Genomic DNA, 18,396 nt, shown 5'->3' with positions numbered 1-18,396 from the left:
GGAGCCCCTCATGACTTTCCGCCAGTTCGCCGTCCCCTGCCTCGCCATCGTGATCTTCCTCGCGCTCTGGGAGGCGCTGGTCTGGGCCATGGGCTGGCCCAACTACAAGATGGCCTCGCCCTCCGATCTGCTGCCCGCCTACGAGCGCTACTGGAGCCTGTTCCTCACCATGGGCTGGCAGACCCTCTGGCGCACCGTGGTGGGGCTCTTGATCGCCGTGGTCTTAGGCACCGCGCTCGGCATGGTCATGGGCTTCTCGCGCACCATGCGCGATGCGCTCTACCCGCTGCTCGTGGGGTTCAACGCCGTGCCCAAGGCCACCGTCGTGCCCATCGTGGCGCTGATGTTCGTCGGCATGCACGATTTCAACACCGTGCTCATCGCCTTCATGATCTCCTTCTTCCCGATCGCCGTCTCGGTCTCGATCGGCCTGTCGACGCTGGAGCCGGAGTACCGCGACATCCTGCGCTCTCTCGGCGCCAGCCAGTCGACCATCTTCTGGAAGATCGCGCTGCCCAAGACCCTGCCAGAGTTCTTCGGCGCGCTGAAGGTGGCGGTGACACTGGCCTTCATCGGCACCAACCTGATGGAGATCGTCAGCCCGCACGGGCGCGGTCTCGGCGCGCTGTTCGACAGCGGCAAGACCAACTCCGATTACCCGCTGATGTTCGCGGTGCTGATCGCCTTGGCCTTCCTCGGGATCGTGCTCTACTACGTGGTGGTCGCGCTCGAGAAGGTCTTCGCGGGCTGGGCCGAACGCCCGCAGGGCTGAGCAGCGCTCAGCCCGTCTCCATCCGCGCCAGCAGCCAGTCGCGCATGTCCGGGTCCTCGAGCGCGTAGCGCCCCCGGCCCGGCCGCCAGACCAGCTGCCTGTCGCGCAGAGCGTCCAGCGCCTTTTGCACCGCCTGCGCAGAGGTCTTGCGACCGGCGATCCCGGCGATGCGCTGCACGGTCTTCTCGTGGAAGGGCGCGAAATTCGCTCCGTCGCGGATCAGCACCTCGAGCACTGCGCGCTGCAGCGTCGTCAGCCCGTCGAAATCCGAACCGTATTGGTCCCAGACCCGCGCCCGCAATTCGTCCGCGCGCTCCTGCAGCGTGCGCTTCAGCCCGGCGCTGCCGGGCAACCAGGCGGCATGTTGCTGCACCACCTCGACCAGCTTCTCGGGACGGTGACCCAGCAAGCGGAAGGCCTGCGCCACATCCTCGGGATCGAGCTTGTTGTCCTCGGCCAGCCGCGGGTTGATCGCCGCCACCAGCGCCTCGACGTAGGGCCGGCCAAGCGTCGGGAAATCCTCGACCCGCGCGCCGTAGAACGGCTGCTGGTTGGTCGACAGCAGCCCTGCCAGCCCGTCGCGGTTGGAGCCGGTGCAGAGCACGAAGAGCCGCGCGCCCTCGGGTCTCTGGTTCATTGCATCGCGCGCCGCCTTGAGCGCGAACATCGCGTCGAGCCCGGCCTCGGAGGTCACCGCCTGCTGCGCCTCGTCGATGATGAAGACCACGTCCGCCTTCGCCCGCGCGCCGATCTCCAGCAGCGCCTCGGTGAGCGTGAGGTTGCGCCCGTCCGCGACGCCGCCGATCTCGGCCCGCAGCCCGCCGATGCTGATCGACTTGATCGGCACCGCGTTCGCGGCACGGGCGACGCGCTCGGCGGGGGTCGGCATCCCGGCGATGTCGGCGGCGAGCGCGTCTGCGATGAGTTGGCCCGGGTCGGCCTTGCGATCCGACCAGAGGTCGACCAGCACGGCGTGATCGCCGCGCGCCTTGAGCACCGGCAGAAGGTCGCGCCGCAGGAAGGTGCTCTTGCCGGTCCGCCGCGGGGCGGCCAGCATGAGCCCCGAAGGGCTGCCCATCAGCGGGTCGAGCGACAGCCGCCCGGCAATGGTCTCCGCCAGCTCTCTGCGCGGGACGTAGAAGGCGCCGCGGTTGCTCCTGTCGGTCATCTGTGGATTCCCATGTGTCGCCGACACCTTTATAGCCATGTCGATAAAGCAAGATAGAATGCGACCGCGCCCCGACAAGGGCCGCGCTGTCCGACGACTTTATGCCGATCAAGGTAAAGTTTGCGAAAATCCAAAGAGGGCCGGACAAAAAATCTCTGCCCTGCCCCCCTTGCAGTCCTGCCACCGGGCGGCCTATATCAGCGTCGAGAGGTTGGCGCGGGCGAGCGCCTCGCCAACCCGGTCAGGTCCGGAAGGAAGCAGCCGTAACGAGCCCCGCTTGGGTCGTTGTCCAGCCTCTCACCTTATCCCCCTCAGGACGACCAGACCCTGCGAAAGCGACCGCAATCCACCGCGGCTCGATCGGAGCCGTCGACGCTCGACCTCGGAAGTCGGCACGCGCACCGCAGCAAGGGTGACAGGTCCGGCAGAGGAGCGCAGGCCGCATCCCGGACCACCCTCTTGTCGAAAACACAAGAACCCGGACCCCTGCTGGAGGGACCCGGGTGAGTGCAGGATGCCAGATCAGGGTCTGTTCAGGCGCTCAGGTCGGCTCGGGCAATGGCGCCCTGCGAAACTCGATTCCGCATTGCTTTTGCGTGCTGGCACTCTGCAGCGCATCCATCTGCCCCTTGAGACGCGCAAGCTCATCCGCGTTCGCGCCGTTTCCGCTCACGAAAAAGGCCGCGGGCCAAAACAGCACGATCGCGACGCCGGTCGCGACAGCGTCGGTGCTTGCGGTCTGGTTCTGAACACGCATCGCTCGAGCCGAATACTCGGAAACGCGCTGCGCTTCCTCGGTGATCTGGCGACAGGAGTAGGATTGGAACTGCATTGGAGAAACATATTGGGCTGAAATGTCTTGGGACTTCTTTGCACAACCAGAAATTGCAATACTCGCTACAAGCCCAAAGGCGATAATCTTAAGACTCATATCAATATTCCTTAAAAAAATGCATCGCACAAAATGAAGGCGGCTCAATACCCGCCCTTTTCAAGGTCTTGCGCGCCCATTATATTCGGTCTTCGCCATAATTGCACCTCAATTTACGCCGGGCGCCCCGGTGAGGCACCACATCTCACTGAGACAAAGCGAGCCGGCCGGCGCCCAAATCCACACCGCCTGCCAAAAGAAAAGACGCGCCGGGAAACCCGGCGCGTCTTTCGCGGATGTCAGCGTCGGGAGGCGCCGCTCAGAACAGGCCGGCCTCTTTGGCCAGCAGCGCGGCCTGGGTGCGGTTCGACGCGCCGATCTTGCGGTAGAGCGTCTTGACGTGCAATTTCACCGTCGGTTCGCGAATGTCGAGATCGCGGGCGATCTCCTTGTTCGACTTGCCATGGGTCAAGCCCTCGAGCACTTCCAGCTCGCGCGGCGACAGGCGCTCGGCCATCGGGTGGCTCGGCGTGGCCTCTTCCTGGCGCATGAAATCCAGCGGCGCGTATTGCTCGCCCATCGCCATGAAGCGCACAGCGTTGACCAGCGACTTGGCGGAGAGCGTCTTGGGCAGGAAGCCCGCGGCGCCAGCCTCGAGCACCTGCTCAGCGACGTCGCGATTCGCAGTGCCGGAGATGATCGCCACCCGCTGCGAGCCCTCGAGCGCGCGCATCTTGTTGAAGCCCTCAAGCGCGTTCATGCCGGGCATCGAATAATCGAGCAGCACGAGGTCGAACTGCTCCCCCGCCTTCACCAGCGCTTCGGCTTCGGAGTAGCTTGCGACGCAGACGGTCTCGAAAGTGCCTTCGCCTTCAAGAAAAATCTGGAGCGTGTCGCGCAGCAGATCATGGTCGTCGGCGATCAAAACGCGGAGCATATTGGCCGGTCTGGTTACCGCCTGTGCCGCCTGCTGTGCCATCATCGTCCATCTCCCTGCAACCTCACGGCGAATCGCCGATCATCATTCTCTAAACAAATAGCAAAGTTATTGGCGGATTGCGGTTAAATTATGGACAAAACAGGGCCTGTGGCACGCTTGCACATCCTGGCCGGGCCTAAGTCCTCTCGTTTTACGTGCATTTTCGCCGCCAATGCCCGCCTGAGTATCGGTATCGCATCCCGGATCGCGCAACGGCAAGGCTGCACCTGCGGCAATTCCCACCTATTCAGGCGTCGGATCCGTCCCTACCCGGACGGATAGGGGACCCTCCGATTGCCCCGATACCGCTATTGTCGCGTATGTGACACTATGGGTTCAGCTACCAAGGAGTCGCTTAACATGCTCGGTCTTCCGCCCCTGCGCACGCTCATCGCCCTCGCTCTTTTCGTCGCGCCCGTGGCAGCTGCGGCGGCGCAGAACCTGCCGGTGCCCGAGGAGAAACCCCTGCTTGTGGTCAGTGGAGCGATCTCGAACACCAATGTGGACGACACCGCCTCCTTCGATTTCGAGATGCTCGAGGGGCTGGACACGGTGACCTTCACCACCAAGACCATATGGACGGACGGCGACCAGACCTTCACCGGTGTGCAGCTGAGCGACCTGATGGACCTGGTCGGCGCCACCGGCGACGAGATCAAGGCGACGGCGATCAACGACTACGCGGTGAACATCCCCCGCGCGGATTGGGTGGACGGCGGACCGATCGTTGCCTTCCTCAACAGCGGCGAGAAGATGGCCGTGCGTGACAAGGGCCCCCTCTGGATCGTCTATCCCTTCGACCAGCGGCCCGAGTACCAGACCGAGCAGATTTACTCTCGTGCAATCTGGCAGTTGGACCGCATCGTCGTGCTTGACTAGCACGCCCGCTTCATGCCCATGGAAGCATGATCAACTTGAACTTGCCCGACGAAAATTCGACCCACAGCCGCGCGACCTTGGTGCAGACCGGGGGCGCGGCCTCGGCGCTCCTGCTTTGTGTCGGCCTTGTGGTCTGGCTCGGGTGGCTGGTTCTGAGAGAGATCGACGACTTCTCCGTCGCCAACTCCGACAACCTTCAGTGGAGCCTCGCGCAGGCGGACGTCGAATTCCTGCAGTTCCGTCTCTCGATGAAGGAGGCGCAGGACGATCCCGCCGCGATGGAGGACGTACGCCGACGCTTCGACATCTTCTACAGCCGCATGGTGACGATGAGCAGCGGGCGGGTGTTCCATGCCCTGCGCGAGTCGGTGCAATCTTCTGCGCCGCGCATGCGGGTGCTCGACTTCCTCGAGCAGACCGTCCCGCTGATCGACGGGCCGGACGAGGACTTCCTCGCCGAACTGCCCTCGCTGCTGGAGCAGTCCGAACAGGTCACCGCCGATGTTCGCGCCTTTTCGCTCGCGGCGCTGGCGGCCTTCGCCGAGGTCTCGGATTCCCGCCGCGAGGGCATTACCGAGCTGATGATCTACATCGCCGCGGTGCTTCTGGCGCTGTTCATCGGCCTGACCCTGCTGGCCTATGCGATGTTCCGGCTGTTCCGTCTCGCGCAGAAGCGCGCCGACGCGCTGCAGTTCGCCAGCACCCGGATGAAGACCATCGTGCAGACCTCCCCCAACGCCATCGTCGTGACCGACGAGGTGGGCGTGGTGCGCGAGTTCAACACCGCTGCAGAGGCGCTCTTCGGCTTCACCCGCGCCGAGGCAGTTGGCCGGCTGGCACTGGAGCTCATGGTCCCGACTGAATCGCTCGCTCGCCACCAGCTCGGCGCGCTGGCCTTCCTCGACGAGCACCGCCGCCCGCGCCCCGAGGAGCAGCACTTCGAGATCACCCTGCAGACCCGCGACCTGCATCTCTTCCCGGCGGAGATTTCCGCCGACAGGGCCGAGGCCGACAACCCGCTCTACGTCTTCTACATCCGCGACATCTCGAACTGGAAAGAGGCCGAGGAGCAGATGACCGAAGCGCGCGACCGGGCCCTCGCCGGTGAGCGCACCAAGTCCGAGTTCCTCGCGGTGATGAGCCACGAGATGCGCACCCCGCTGAACGGGCTGCTGGGCGCCATGCAGCTGATGCGCGACCAAAGCCTCAGCGCGCGCCAGAGCCAACTGCTCGACCGCATGCAAAGCTCGGGCCGGCTGCTGCTCGAACTGGTCAACGACGTGCTCGATCTGGCCAAGTTCGAGGCGGGCAAAATGAAGGTCGAGGAAGCCCCCTTCTCGATCAACCGCCTTCTCGACGGGCTGGTCGAGACAGCCCAGCCGTTGGCGCAGACCTACGGCAACGAACTCAACTGGCGCTGGTCCGGCCCCAGGGGCGACGGCGCCATCGGCGACGCCCGTCGTCTGCGCCAGGTGCTGCTCAACCTCGTCGGCAACGCGCTGAAGTTCACGCGGAACGGCAGCGTCGAGATCGAGGTGGAATACGTCAATGCCGCGAAGACCGAGGTCGAGTTCCGCGTCATCGACAATGGCATCGGCATCGCCGAGGAAGACCTTACCCGCATCTTCCAAGACTTCGAGACGCTCGATTCCTCCTACGCGCGCGAAGCGGGCGGCACCGGGCTCGGGCTCGGCATCGTGCGGCGCTTCATGCGCTTGATGGGTGGCGAGATCGGCGCCGAAAGCGAACCCGGCGAAGGCAGCCTGTTTTGGATCCGCGTGCCGCTGCGCCCCTCCGAGGACCTCGGCATCGAGCCGGAAGAGCCGCGCGATTGCCCAGAGAAGCCGCAGCGGCCGCTCGACGTTCTGCTGGTCGAGGACAACGAGATCAACCGCTTCATCGTTCGCGAAATGCTCGAGGGAGAGGGCCACAAGGTCACCATAGCCGAGAATGGCGAGGCTGGCGTGGATTCGGCGGCCCTGCACCGCTACGACGTGATCCTGATGGATATCTCCATGCCGGTCATGGACGGCACCACCGCGTCGGCTCACATTCGCGGCGGCACCGGCGCCTGCGCCGAGGTGCCGATCATCGCCCTCACAGCCCACGCCCTGCCCGAGGAGCGCGAGCGCTTCCGCAAGGTCGGGATGACCGCCTGCCTGACCAAACCAATCGAGCGCCCGCTGCTGCTGCGCACCTTGGCCGAGGTAACCTCGGGGGCCATCCCGGCGATCCCGCCGGAGATCGTCGCCGCGGCTGCCGCCGCCCCCTCGCTCACTGTGGTCAAGCCGCGGCCGGAGGGCGCAGGCGCGCCCGACACGGAACTGCTCGACGAGGAGCGCCTCGGTGCCTTCCTGTCCGAGGTGCCGCGTCCCACGGTCGACAAGCTGCTGGAGCGGTTCTACGCCGAGATGGATCGCAACATTGCCGCACTCGCGGAAACCGCGCCCGACGATCCCGATCTCGGTCCGGTCGCGCATCAATGCGCCGGCTCCTGCGGTCCCTTCGGCGTCGAAGCGCTGCGCCGCGCACTGGGACGCATCGAGACGCAGGTGAAACGCGGCGATCAACCGTCGAGGGCCGAACTCGCCGCGCTGGCCGATCTTTGGCAGCAGAGCCGCAGCGCGCTGGAGAGCCGACTCGAGGCGGCCTAACCGCCTTGCGCAGCGCCTGAAAACCGAGTCGGCAAGGTCCTTCCGCAGCCCGCTTCGGGCCTCCGCGCCGCTTTTCCGCCCCGCTTTGTCACAGTCTTGCCGCGCCCGCCCCGGGCGCGGATTAGTGCGCCTATCCTACTGGATAGGTCTCTCGCCGCTTGCCCCATCCGACTCCCCTCTGGTGCGGGCGACAGGGTCGCGGGAGCGCAGGTAGAAATGGTGTATCGGACGCCAAGCGCCGATCCCGTTCCAACGTTCCTCGATCCTGTCCCCGGCAGAGAAGGATGCCCGAAGATGCCCCGCTTTTCCGTCGTCATTCCCTGCTACAACGCCGAAGACACCCTCGCCGAGACGCTCGAGAGCCTACTCGCGCAGACCGAGCAGGACTGGGAAGTGCTGATCATCGACGACGGCTCGAGCGACGACACCCGGTTGATCGCCGCCGCCATGGCCGGGATCGATATGCGGTTCCGCCTGATGAAGAGCAACGGCACCGGCCCCAGCGCGGCGCGCAACATGGCGCTGGCAGAGGCCGATGGCGAGATCATAGCCTTCCTTGATGCCGATGACACCTGGCATCCCGAGAAGCTCGAGAGGCTCGACGCCTTCTTCGAGGAAGAGAGCGCCGACGCCTGCTTCGGCCGCGTCACCCTCTCGGATGGGCGCACCGTGGGCACCCCCACCGGTCCCTTCGAGGGCACGCTGACGCTGGATGCGCTGCTGTCCGAGAATCCGGTCTGCACCATGTCGAACTTCGCGATCCGCCTCGAGAGCTTCCTTGCCAGCGGCGGCTTCAACACCGACATCACCCATAACGCCGACCTCGAGTGGCTGGTCCGGCTGATCGGCGACGGTGCCAAGGTCGTGGGCATCGACGCCCCGCTGGTCACCTACCGCGTCTCTGACCGCGGCCTGTCCTCCGATCTCGAAGGCATGAAGGCCGGCCGCGCGATCGCGCTGATCAGCGCCGCGCGCTACGGCTTCAGCAGCACCGCCCGCAGCGAAGCCGCGCATCTTCGTTTCCTCGCCGCGCGAGCCCTGCGCATCGGCGCTTCGGGCCGGCAGGTGCTGCGCCTTGGTCTCATCGGCTGCACCACCAGCCCCAGGGGCTGGTTCTCGAACCCGCGCCACGGTGCCCGCGTGCTGACCGCCGCGCTGTTTTCCACGCTGCTGCCCCGCCTGCTGCGCAACGCGCTCTTCTCGCGCTGAACCCCGGGGAGGTCCCCCAATGCCCCGCGCCTCTATCATCGTTGCGACACATAATTCCGCGCAGCGGCTGCAGGAGACCCTGCGCAGCCTCTGCGCGCAGAGCTTTCCCGACTTCGAGATCATCGTGGTGGACGACGGCTCCGCCGATCACAGCGCCGAGCTGGCAGAGGACTTCGGCGATCTGCGCATCCGCGTGCTGCGCCAGCGCACCCGCGGGCTCCCGGCCGCGCGCAACACCGGCATCGCCGCCGCGCGCGGGTCCCTGGTGGGCTTTTGCGACGCAGGTGATCTCTGGGCGCCGGAGAAGCTGGCCGAGCACATGGCACTGATGCAGTCCGCGCCGAGCGTCGGCCTGAGCTTCTCGGCCTGCGACATGATCCGCGACGAAGGCCCTCGGTACAGCCTGTGGAAAACGCCCCGGAAGCGCCTTTACGGAGCAGCGGCGATCTTCAAGCGCAACCCCATCGGTCCCGTCTCCACGGCCCTGTTCCGCCGTGCCGCCCTGCAGCGCATCGCCTTCCGTCCGCCGCAGGAGACCGAGCGCGACTGGTGGTTCGACGAGACCTTTCTGCAGGGCGAGGCCCTGGAGCTCTGGTTGCGCTTCGCGCTGGTCACCGACTGGGAGATCGCCGCGATCCCGCGCACGCTCTGCAGCTGCCGCCGCGCCGAGCCCCACACCTCGGTGGGCAAGCAGCTCGCCGCCTGGGAGCGTATGGTGACCAAGCTCTCGGCACAGGATCGGCAGTTCTTCGGCCGGTACGCGGCCGCCGCCCGCGCCTACCACCTGCGCCACCTCGCGCGTTGTGCCATCGCCAGCGGTGATGCGCCGGGTGCTGCCCAGCTTCTGCGCGGGGCGCTTGTCTCCTCGCGGAGGCCCTTGACCGAAGAGCCCGGCCGGACGCTGGCGATTTGCGCCACTAGCCTGTTTCTTTCCATGACCAGCATCCCGCTGCTGAGCCGGCTTTCGCGTCGGCACGGCCGCTCGGCGTGACCCCTCATCGCATGGAGATTTAGCCAATGCCGCGCATCGCCCATCTTCACGACGACCACACGTCGGGCGACCTGTCTCGCTATCTTGCGTTTCTGGGCCGCGATGCCGCGCTTGGCGCCACCGCCGAGCACCACGCGGTGCGCGTGTCACGCTTTGCCGCGGGGGCGGTCTCCCTCAGGGCAGAGGTGATCGTCTCGCACCTGCCGCTGCGCCTGCAAAGCCTGCCGGGTCTCATGGCCCTGCGCGCCCGCCACCCGCGCGCCACGCTGATCCATGTCGAGCATCTGCATTGCGAGGGGTCGGCGGCGGCGGCGCGGAACCGCGGCCGGCAGCGCGCCATTCTGCGCAGCGCCTATGCGCTGTTCAATCACGTCGTCGCCCTGAGCACCCCGCAGGCAAACTGGATGCGCCGGCACGCCCTCGTCAACCCGGGCCAGCTCTCGGTGATACCGCCCTGCGCCGATCTCGCGCCTTTTGCCGCCCTGCCCGACCCCCGGGGCCCGGTCCGGCACATCGCCGCGATTGGCCGCCTGCACCGGCAAAGCGGCCTCGATATGCTGATCGAGGCGTTCAGCGTCGTCTCCAACCCCGACGCCCGGCTCGACATCTTCGGCGACGGTCCGCAGCGCGGCGAGCTGCGCGCGCTGGCCCGCCACGACCTGCGCATCCGCGTACATGGCAGCACCACCCGGCTGGCGGCGCTGCGCCGGGCCGACGCCATCGCCATCCCGGCCCGCTGGCAACCCTCCCCGCTGGCCGCGCAAGAGGCGCTGGCCGCCGGGCGCCGGGTCCTGCATTCGGGCCGCGACAGCCTTTCCGAGATCCAGGGACCTGGGCTGGTGACCGTCGCCGACCTCTCGGTCGCCGCCTGGAGCCGGGCCCTCAGTGACGTTCTGGCCGAGACCGATGCCGTGCCGCGCCTCGCCGTGGCGGCCGCGCGCGAGCCCACGGTGCAGGGCTGGCAGGCGTTGCTCGGCCGCCTCGGCTGCCGCAAGACCGCCAAAAGCAGTTCCTTCGCAACGATCTGATGCCGCCGCTCAGCGGGCGCAGAGGGCCGCCTGCCGCCGCCCCTGCGCCACCAGCCAGTCGCGCAGCGCCCGGCCCATGGGTTTTTCGAGACTCGCGCGGTCCCACGCCAGCCCGTAGGGCACCGAGAGCGGCATGCGCAGATCGAACGGCGCAACAAGCCGCCCGCTGGCCAGTTCTTCGCCGATCATCGCCAGCTGCCCGAGCACGAACCCCCGCCCCGCCACCGCCGCGTCGATGGCGCTAGACGACAGCGCGAAGCTGAGCGCCGAGCCGCCCGGGTCCGGCGGCGGGGCGACGCCGCACTGCGCCGCCCAATCTGCCCAGCCCGGCACCTGATGCGCGGCAAAGCTCTCCATCCAGGAGATCTGCAGCAGCGGGTAGTCGTAGACCTCCTCGGGCCGCTGCAGCTTGCGCCCCTCTAGCAGCGACGGCGCGCAGGCGGGCAGGATGCAGTCTGTGAAAAGCTCGGCATACTGGCCATGTGGCGGGCTGTCGTCGAAGTAGAGCCGGAAGTCGACGTTGTCGCGGGTCAGATCCGGCTCTATCTCGGTGCCGACCAGCCGCACCGGCGCGCCGGGGTTGTCGGCGGTCCATTCGAAGAGCCGAGGCCCGAGCCACTTGTTGGTCACCGTGGTGAGCGAGCTGATCACGAAGCCCCTGCTGTTGCGCGCCCGCGCCAGCGCCTCGCCCGCGTGGGCAAGCTGCGCGAACCCCTTGCTTACCTCGGCATGGTAGACCCGGCCCCAGCTGGTCAGCTCGAGCTGCCGTCCGCGACGCTCTAGCAGGGCGACGCCCAGATGCTCCTCGATCCGCCGCACCTGCTGGCTGATCGCGCCGGAAGAGACGCCCAGGTCCTCGGCGGCGCGGCGCACCGAGCCGCAGCGGCCCACGGCCTCGAAGGCCTGCATCGCGCGCAGATGGGGCAGTCCGGGCATGGCGGTCCTTCGAGGGGCTGTCGGCGTCGGCGGAGTGAACCACGCGCCCCGCCCCTTGCCAAGCCGTTGGCCGGGCGGGACGGCTCAGAGCAGGAAGTCGTCCTCGGTCAGCTCCTCGTCCGCGTGGATCAGCAGGGTCTGCGCGGCGCCGTCGACGTCGAAGCTGAGGCTGGCGGTCCCGTCCTCCTGGCTCAGCGCCGCCATCAGCGCCTCGCCATCCGCCCATTGCCCGAGCTGCGAGAGGTCAATGCGGTCGGCCCCAGAGAAATCGGTGATGGTGACATTCCCCGCCGCCGCGCTCACGCCGAAGTCATCGGCGCCGTCGCCGCCGGTCAGCGTGTCATCGCCCCCGCCCCCCCAGAGCGTGTCGTCGCCGCTGCCGCCCTCGAGCAGCTCGTCTTCCTCTGTGCCGTGCAGCTCAAGATGCGCATCGCCCGCCTCGTCGAGCCACCAATGGCTGCCCTCCTGGGTGATGCTGGCGTCGCTGATCTGCCCCTGCAGCGCGCGGTCGCCGCTGCCACCGAGCAGGTTGCTGAGCCGGGCGCTGCCATTTGGCACCACGCCCTCACCTTCGGCGATCTGCACCCCGTCCTTCTCGACGTACATAAGGCCGGTCTCATCCACGCCCACCGTCCAGCTTGCCGTCTCACCCTCGGTAAGCGCATCCTCGGCCACGATGTAATGGGTGTATCCGCCTTGGCTGACCGAAAAGACCACGGCATCGCTCGGCCCGAGCTGGCCAAAGGCGATGCGGTCCTCGCCCGCCCCGCCGAATTCAAAGACCTGCTGGCCGCGCGCATCGGTGAGATCGTCGAAGCGCAGCTCTGCTTCGAACTCGAAGGCCCCGCCGATCTGCGGCAGGTCGTCGTCGGTTGGCTCGGGAAGCACGGGATCGACCGCGCCGCCCCCGTCCTCCGCCTCCGTCTCACCGGGGTCATAGACTTGCGTGCCCTCTTCGGGCGTCCAGATCTCGCTTCCCTGCACCAGGCTGACGTCGCTCATCTCGCCCTGCAGCGTCGTGGAGCCGGAGCCGCCGAGCAGGTTCTCGAGCCGGTCACTGTCCGCCGGCACGATCCCGTCGCCCTCGGCGATCTGCACCCCGTCCTTCTCGATGTACATGAAGCCGGTCTCATCCACGCCCACGGTCCAGGTCGCGGTCTCGCCCTCGGAGATCGCATCCTCGGCGACGATGAGCGCAGTGACGCCGTCCTGCACGATCTCGAAGAGCACCGCGCTGCTTGGGCCGAGCTGGCCAAAGGTGATGCGATCCTCGCCCGCCCCGCCGAATTCGAAGATCCGCTGGTCGCGCGCGCCGGTGATGTCGTCGAACCGCAGCCTCGCTTCGAACTCGAAGGCGCCGCCAATCTGCGGGATCGCGTCGCTGTCCGGATCGGGGCCTGCTGGATCGGTCGGATCGGCAGGGTCAGGGTCCGTGGGGTCGGTGCTGCCGCCAGTCTCGCCACCAGTCTCTCCCCCAGCCTCTCCGCCGTCACCGCCCGCATCCGCCCCGCTGCCGCCGGCCGGTACCCAGGTGCCGCTCGCCTGGGTGACAGACACCCCCGAGATCGCGCCGACCAGTGCCGTCCCGTCGCTGCCGCCAAGGATGTTGGTCAGACGCTCGCTGTCGGCTGGCACGACGCCGTCGCCTTCCGCGATCTGCAGCCCGTCCTTCTCGACATACATGAAGCCGGTCTCGTCGACGCCCACGGTCCAGGTGGCACTTTCGCCCTCGACGATGGCGTCCTCGGCGACGATGAGCCAGCTCGCCCCGTCCTGCACGATCTCGAAAAGCACGGCCGTGCTCGGGCCGAGCTGGCCGAAGCTCAGCCGGTCCTCGCCCGCACCGCCGAATTCAAACACCTTCTGGCCCGGCGCGGCGGACAGATCATCGAAGCGAACCGTGGCCTCGAACTCGAAAGCCCCGTCGATCTGCGGCAGCTCCCCCGTGGTCTCGACCGGGTCAACGGGGTCAACCGGATCGACAGGATCACCCGGCTCCACCGGATCGGCCCCTTCGCTGGCCGCCGGAATGCCCATAGCCTGAAGCTGCGCCGCCGAGGAAACCTCGGAGGCCAGCACGCCCACCAGTGTCAGAGAGGCGCCTCCGGGAAAGCTTAGTACCGCGTCGCCTGTGCCGTCGCCGACTGTATCGCTCACCGCGACGTCGCCGACGTCCAGCGGATTGCCCTCGGCATCGGTCAGCCCCGAGACGTCCAACAGGTCGTTGCCCGCGTAGGTGCCATCGCCAAGAGCGCTCGGCGGCGCGAAGCCCTCCACCGCATCGTGCCCACCACCGTTTGACAGCGCCAGCGTATCCTCCCCGGCGCCAAGGATGATGTGCTCGACCTCGTCGTAGATCAGCGTGCTCGTTCCGTCAGAGACACGTCCGTTTTCGGGGTTGATGTCGCCCAGGTCGAGGCGCAGCGCGTCGGTGACAAGCGACAGGTCGAGCGTGTCGCCCAGCACCTCGTCCACGCCCTCGGCATCCACCGTGTCGTTGCCGAAACCGTTCTCGATGTGGAAAGTGTCGTCACCCCACCCGCCCCAGTAGCTGTCGTCGCCGGTGCCCCCCCAAAGCGCGTCGTTGCCGTAAGAGCCGCGCATCCAGTCGTTGCCCGCGCCGCCAACGATCGTATCCGCGCCCTCGTTGCCCTCGAGCGTGTCGTCGCCGTCGCCGCCGCTGACATAGTCATCGCCTTCCTGACCGTAGAGCGAGTCGCTGCCCGCGCCGCCCTCCAGCACGTCGTTCCCCTCGTTGCCGGACAGGGAATCATCGCCCTCGCCGCCGATCACCGTGTCGGCACCGATGCCGGCATGCACCGTGTCGCCACCGTCGCCGCCGTAAATTAGGTCGTCCCCGGCATAGCCGAGAATGCTGTCCTCCCCCGCCGCGCCCCAGAGCGTGTCATCGCCCTCGCCGCCACCGAGTTTGTCGTCGCCCGCGCTGCCGGTGATCAGGGTGAAATAGCTCCAGTCGGTGCCCGCGCCGAGTTGCGCGTCGGAGACCGCTGGGGCCGTGGTGTCGCCGATCAGAAAGCTGCCGCCCTCGTAATGGAGAAAGAGCACAAGGTTGGCCTGGTCGAACTCCGCCTCGACCCCGTCCGGCAGACCCGCGAGGTCGAGCTGGTGCCCCGCGGAGCTTTCGGAGATCGCCGCCCAGAAGGTCGGATCGTTCCAGTTCTCCTGCGTCACCGCGTAGACCGTCATCGCACACACCCTGACATAGCTCCCCAACACCCGGGGAATCGCACACGGGGGCTGGTCTGCGCCCCGAATTAAGACTGGATAGGGACAAGATGCGACAAGTTTAAGGCGCCGCGAACGATCACGGCCCGATTTGTGAAACAGCAAGTCCCATCAGGCAAAATTGTCTTGAGTATATCAGCAATGCCGAAGGTTTTTGCGCGCCGACGGCGCCGCCCGACCCAGATCAAACCGCAGCCGATCAACCCCGCGCGTTCTGAGAGGCAGGCTTATCCCGCGAACGGCAGCAGGGCGGGTGCGGAACCTCATTCACTGCAAAAAAGGCGAGGCACAGCCTCGCCTTGTCGCAAGCTGCGCCTGAGATGGCTCTCAGGCCATGCCCTTCTTGCGTTCGACCAGCCCGCGCAGGTCCTCGGCCTCGTGCCGCGCCTCGCGCAGACCCTCCATAGCCGCAGAGAGCTCGGCCTCGGTCTGCGCCAGCTGATTGGTCAGCTCGGCCTCGCGCTGCTGCAAGTAGGTGATCGCCTGGTCGCGGGTCTCCTCGGCTTCGTGCAGCTCGCGGCTCATCTTCTCCAGCTGGTCGACGTCGGCCTGGGCGACGCGCTTGAACCGGTGCACCAGCCAGTTGGCGAACCAGCCCATGCAGAAGGCCACGAAGAGGATAACCGCCGTCGCGATCACGAATTCCGTCCGGTTCATTCTTCTGCCCCTTCCATGCCTGCCTCGCCCGTCCCTGCCTCGTCCTGCGCCGCGTTGTCCTGCGCGGCGTCACTTTCTTCCGAGGCCCCCGACTCACCGGTGGCTTCGGCGCCTTCCTGTTCGATCTGCTCGAGCGCGGTCGGCTCTTCCTCGGTCGGCTCGGGGCGGATCAGCTTGAATTCGATCCGGCGGTTCGCCTCGCGTCCCTCTTCGGTACTGTTATCCGCAATCGGCAGTGTTTCGCCATAGCCTTTCACGCGATAGCTTGAGGTCAGCACGCGGCGGTTGCGCAGTGCGTCGAGCACCGATTGCGCCCGGTCGCGGCTCAGCGCCTCGTTCATCGACTCGCGGCCCTGGCTGTCGGTGTGGCCCTGGATCTCCAGTGGGATGTCGCCGCAAAGCTTCAGCAGATCGGCGAGCTCGTCCATGATGTCCTTGGCCGAGGAGTCGAGATTGGCCGAGCCCGGCTCGAAGCTGATCTTCCGGTCGCCGATGATCTCGACGATCTGCGCCTCGCATTGCTCGGGGGTTGGGATGCCCAGCTCGGGGTCGAGCTTTTCCTGGTAGGTGACGTCGATCTCGTAGTCGGCGCCCTCGCCCAGCTTGTCCGAGAGCAACCCGGCGATCTCGGCGTTCGCGTCCTTATTGCCCGTATTGCCCGAGACCCGGACCAGTTCGGGGGTCACCCGCAGCGCGCCGTTGCTGAGCTGTCCGAGCGCCTCGAGCCCGGTCAGCACGCGGGTCGACCAGCCATTCGGCAGCCCCTCGACGACGCGCGCGGCGGTATAGACACTGTCCGAGCCGAAGAGCGCCTTGGCCAGGCTGTCCGCGGTCTCGCGCGAGAGGTCCGAGTTGATCCGGCCGCGCAGCTGCACCGAGCCCTCGGGCGAGAGCGTGGCGGTGAACTCGGGCGGGCCCTGGTCGGTTTCCTGCGGCGTCTCGGGCAGCGTGGCGTGCAGGGCAAAGACCTGCGGCAGCGCCGTATCGAGTTCGCCCACCACCCGGTCGAAAAGCCCCTGGCTGGTGCCTTCCAGCGCCACAAGCGAGACATCGGCATTGGAGAAGGTGACCGAGCCCCCGCCCAGCTCCTTCACTGCCGAGATCGCCATTGCCCCGGCCTCGCCCCAGCGCCGCGAGGGCACGCCCAGTCCGAGGCGGCAGTTGGCCGTGCCCTCGAAACCCGTGTCCTGCGCCGCCTTGAGGATACGCTCGCGCGCAGCCTCGGTATCGGCGGAACAGGCGTCGAAGCGCGGCCCCTCCTCGTCCATCAGGAAGCGCAGGGTGAAGGGGGTGATCACCGGCCGCGGCGCGGACAGATCAAGCGTCAGATCCACGCCATTCGGTGCCCGGCGGCGCAGGGTGCGCTCGATCTCGCGCCGGTCGCTCTCGCTGTCAGTCATCGCCTTGATGTGCACCCGACCCGCCGAGACCGAGATCTTCGAGCGCGGCAGATCCTCGAGCGCGCGGCCGGCGAAGTCCACGGCAGCGCCCCAACCCTCGGGCTTGGGGAAATCGGCCTCTTCGAGCAGGTCGGCCACCTGCTGATCACCCTCGGTCATCTCCGAAAGCACGCCCAGCAGACGCTCACGGTCGGTTTCGCCGGGCACCAGCCCGATGATCGAGATACCGGACTCGTTGCGCAGGATCTCCATCGAGAAGCGCGGCGCCTGGATTTCCTCGGCATCGGCGACCAGCATCTGGTCGATGACCCGCGCTGAATCCACCGCGGAGCCTGCCACTGTCATCGCCCGGAACCGCGCCGCCTCGTCGGGCGCGGTTCCGATGAGAAAGACCTGCAAACCGTTCACATCGACCTCGGCCCAGTCCTGCCCATCGCGCAGCAGCGCATCGGCGACATCCTGCCGCGAGGCGGTCTCGACCATCTGCATCGAGAAATAGGCGGTCCCGGCACAGAGCGCCGCAGCGGCAGCAAAGGCGGTAGCCGGAAGGAGATAGCCGGAAAGGCGCATCAAAGCGTCCCTTTCTTGATCAATTTTTCATCTCTGATACGCCCGCCCCCGGGTCGGCGCAATCATGCCAAAAGCGCGGCGGCGAAAAACAGCACGGGCAGCAGGCCGGCGTCGCGGTTGGACCGGAACAGCCTGAGCAGCACGGCATTGTCGTTCACGTCGAGCTTGCGCATCTGCCAAAGCATATGCCAGCCAAAGGCCCAGGGGCCGGCGATCAGGATCACCAGCTGCAGGATCTCGCCGCGCGGCGCGGCCAGTACCACTGCAAGCCCCATCAGCGCGACCGAGATCACCAGGAAACGCGCCAGCATCGCCGGGGTGCGTGCGTCGCCGAACAGCCGCGCGGTGGATTTCACCCCGATCAGCGCGTCATCTTCCTTGTCCTGGTGGGCGTAGATCGTGTCGTAGAACAGCGTCCAGGCCATGCCCGAGAAGTAAAGCGCCACCGCGGGCCAGCCGAGGCTGCCGCTATGCGCCGCCCAGGCCAGCAGCGCGCCCCAGTTGAAGGCGATGCCAAGGAACACCTGCGGCCACCAGGTGAACCGCTTGGCGAACGGGTAGATCGCAACTGGCCCCAGCGCCACGACCCCCAGCAGGATCGCCATCGGCGGGAACGTCAGCAGGATCGCGAAGGAGATCAGGCATTGGACCACCGCCCAGGCCAGCGCCTGCTTCACGCTGACCTGCCCCGAGGGGATTGGCCGCGAGGCGGTGCGCGCCACCGAGCCGTCGAAATCGCGGTCGGTAATGTCATTCCAGGTGCAGCCCGCGCCGCGCATCAGGAAAGCGCCGATGCCGCAGCCGACGAAGATCCACAGGTCGAACCAGCGCGCCTGCCCGTCCGCGACCATCGACAGCAGCAGGCCCCACCAGCAGGGCAGCAGCAGCAGCCACGTCCCGATCGGCCGGTCGGCGCGCGACAGGCGCAGGTAGGGGCGCGTCCAGGCCGGGGCGTGGTGATCCACCCAGTTGCCCCGGACGGCGTCGGAAACCTGTCCTTCGGGATCTGGCGCTGCGCCGGGATGGGTCATATGGT

At 67.1% G+C, this 18,396-nt stretch carries 14 protein-coding genes and 1 other RNA gene; 7 read left to right on the top strand and 8 right to left on the bottom strand.

Annotation, left to right across the window (positions count from 1 at the left end; translation table 11 throughout):
* Positions 1-10 precede the first annotated feature (10 nt).
* Positions 11-772, top strand: a complete 762-nt coding sequence (locus tag G0Q01_RS24780) for an ABC transporter permease (protein WP_164213952.1) — start codon at positions 11-13, stop codon at positions 770-772.
* A 7-nt stretch (positions 773-779) separates the two neighbouring features.
* Here G0Q01_RS24780 and G0Q01_RS24775 read toward each other — a convergent pair whose 3' ends face one another.
* The gene (locus G0Q01_RS24775; RefSeq protein WP_108966693.1) at positions 780-1,940 is read right to left on the bottom strand and encodes a hypothetical protein; all 1,161 of its coding nucleotides are present in this window, start codon (positions 1,938-1,940) and stop codon (positions 780-782) included.
* A gap of 204 nt (positions 1,941-2,144) precedes the next feature.
* Between G0Q01_RS24775 and ffs the strand changes: the two genes are divergently transcribed.
* An RNA gene (gene ffs, locus G0Q01_RS24770) (signal recognition particle sRNA small type) lies at positions 2,145-2,243 on the top strand.
* Positions 2,244-2,481: 238 nt separating this feature from the next.
* On the opposite strand, the gene G0Q01_RS24765 is transcribed toward ffs, so the two are convergent.
* Positions 2,482-2,871, bottom strand: coding sequence for a hypothetical protein (locus G0Q01_RS24765; protein ID WP_164188841.1), 390 nt, complete (start codon positions 2,869-2,871; stop codon positions 2,482-2,484).
* A gap of 259 nt (positions 2,872-3,130) precedes the next feature.
* Positions 3,131-3,793 (bottom strand): response regulator transcription factor, encoded by a 663-nt coding sequence (locus G0Q01_RS24760; protein ID WP_235940389.1) that lies wholly within the window; start codon positions 3,791-3,793, stop codon positions 3,131-3,133.
* A 357-nt stretch (positions 3,794-4,150) separates the two neighbouring features.
* On the opposite strand from G0Q01_RS24760, the gene G0Q01_RS24755 reads away from it, so the two are divergent.
* The 5 genes from G0Q01_RS24755 to G0Q01_RS24735 all read left to right on the top strand — a co-directional run bounded on the left by G0Q01_RS24755 (position 4,151) and on the right by G0Q01_RS24735 (position 10,551).
* Entirely contained in the window at positions 4,151-4,669 is a 519-nt protein-coding gene (locus G0Q01_RS24755) for an oxidoreductase (protein WP_108966699.1), read from the top strand.
* Between the two features lie 26 nt (positions 4,670-4,695).
* Positions 4,696-7,323 (top strand): ATP-binding protein, encoded by a 2,628-nt coding sequence (locus G0Q01_RS24750; RefSeq protein WP_164188839.1) that lies wholly within the window; start codon positions 4,696-4,698, stop codon positions 7,321-7,323.
* Positions 7,324-7,617: 294 nt separating this feature from the next.
* Positions 7,618-8,532, top strand: coding sequence for a glycosyltransferase family A protein (locus G0Q01_RS24745; RefSeq protein WP_164188837.1), 915 nt, complete (start codon positions 7,618-7,620; stop codon positions 8,530-8,532).
* Between the two features lie 19 nt (positions 8,533-8,551).
* Positions 8,552-9,523, top strand: a complete 972-nt coding sequence (locus tag G0Q01_RS24740; protein ID WP_164188835.1) for a glycosyltransferase family 2 protein — start codon at positions 8,552-8,554, stop codon at positions 9,521-9,523.
* 26 nt (positions 9,524-9,549) lie between these two features.
* A complete protein-coding gene (locus tag G0Q01_RS24735) occupies positions 9,550-10,551 on the top strand; it encodes a glycosyltransferase family 4 protein (protein WP_164188833.1) in 1,002 nt (333 codons plus the stop codon).
* A 9-nt stretch (positions 10,552-10,560) separates the two neighbouring features.
* On the opposite strand, the gene G0Q01_RS24730 is transcribed toward G0Q01_RS24735, so the two are convergent.
* The 5 genes from G0Q01_RS24730 to ubiA all read right to left on the bottom strand — a co-directional run bounded on the left by G0Q01_RS24730 (position 10,561) and on the right by ubiA (position 18,391).
* Positions 10,561-11,487 carry a LysR family transcriptional regulator gene (locus tag G0Q01_RS24730; protein ID WP_164188831.1) on the bottom strand — a complete coding sequence of 309 codons (927 nt, stop codon included), beginning with the start codon at positions 11,485-11,487 and terminating at the stop codon, positions 10,561-10,563.
* Between the two features lie 84 nt (positions 11,488-11,571).
* Positions 11,572-14,694 (bottom strand): calcium-binding protein, encoded by a 3,123-nt coding sequence (locus G0Q01_RS24725; protein WP_164213951.1) that lies wholly within the window; start codon positions 14,692-14,694, stop codon positions 11,572-11,574.
* 366 nt (positions 14,695-15,060) lie between these two features.
* Complete coding sequence (locus G0Q01_RS24720) at positions 15,061-15,390, bottom strand: hypothetical protein (RefSeq protein WP_108966714.1); 330 nt, start codon at positions 15,388-15,390, stop codon at positions 15,061-15,063.
* Positions 15,387-17,360 carry an OmpA family protein gene (locus tag G0Q01_RS24715; protein ID WP_164188827.1) on the bottom strand — a complete coding sequence of 658 codons (1,974 nt, stop codon included), beginning with the start codon at positions 17,358-17,360 and terminating at the stop codon, positions 15,387-15,389. The genes G0Q01_RS24720 and G0Q01_RS24715 overlap by 4 nt, the downstream gene beginning before the upstream one ends.
* A 62-nt stretch (positions 17,361-17,422) precedes the next feature.
* Entirely contained in the window at positions 17,423-18,391 is a 969-nt protein-coding gene (ubiA, locus tag G0Q01_RS24710) for a 4-hydroxybenzoate octaprenyltransferase (RefSeq protein ID WP_164213950.1), read from the bottom strand.
* Positions 18,392-18,396 lie beyond the last annotated feature (5 nt).

The sequence above is a fragment of the Salipiger sp. PrR007 genome, assembly GCF_010499845.1.
Lineage (GTDB): Bacteria > Pseudomonadota > Alphaproteobacteria > Rhodobacterales > Rhodobacteraceae > Salipiger > Salipiger pacificus_A.
The sequence above is the reverse complement of the archived record's forward strand: the minus strand, read 5'-3'. Positions and strand labels throughout refer to the sequence as shown.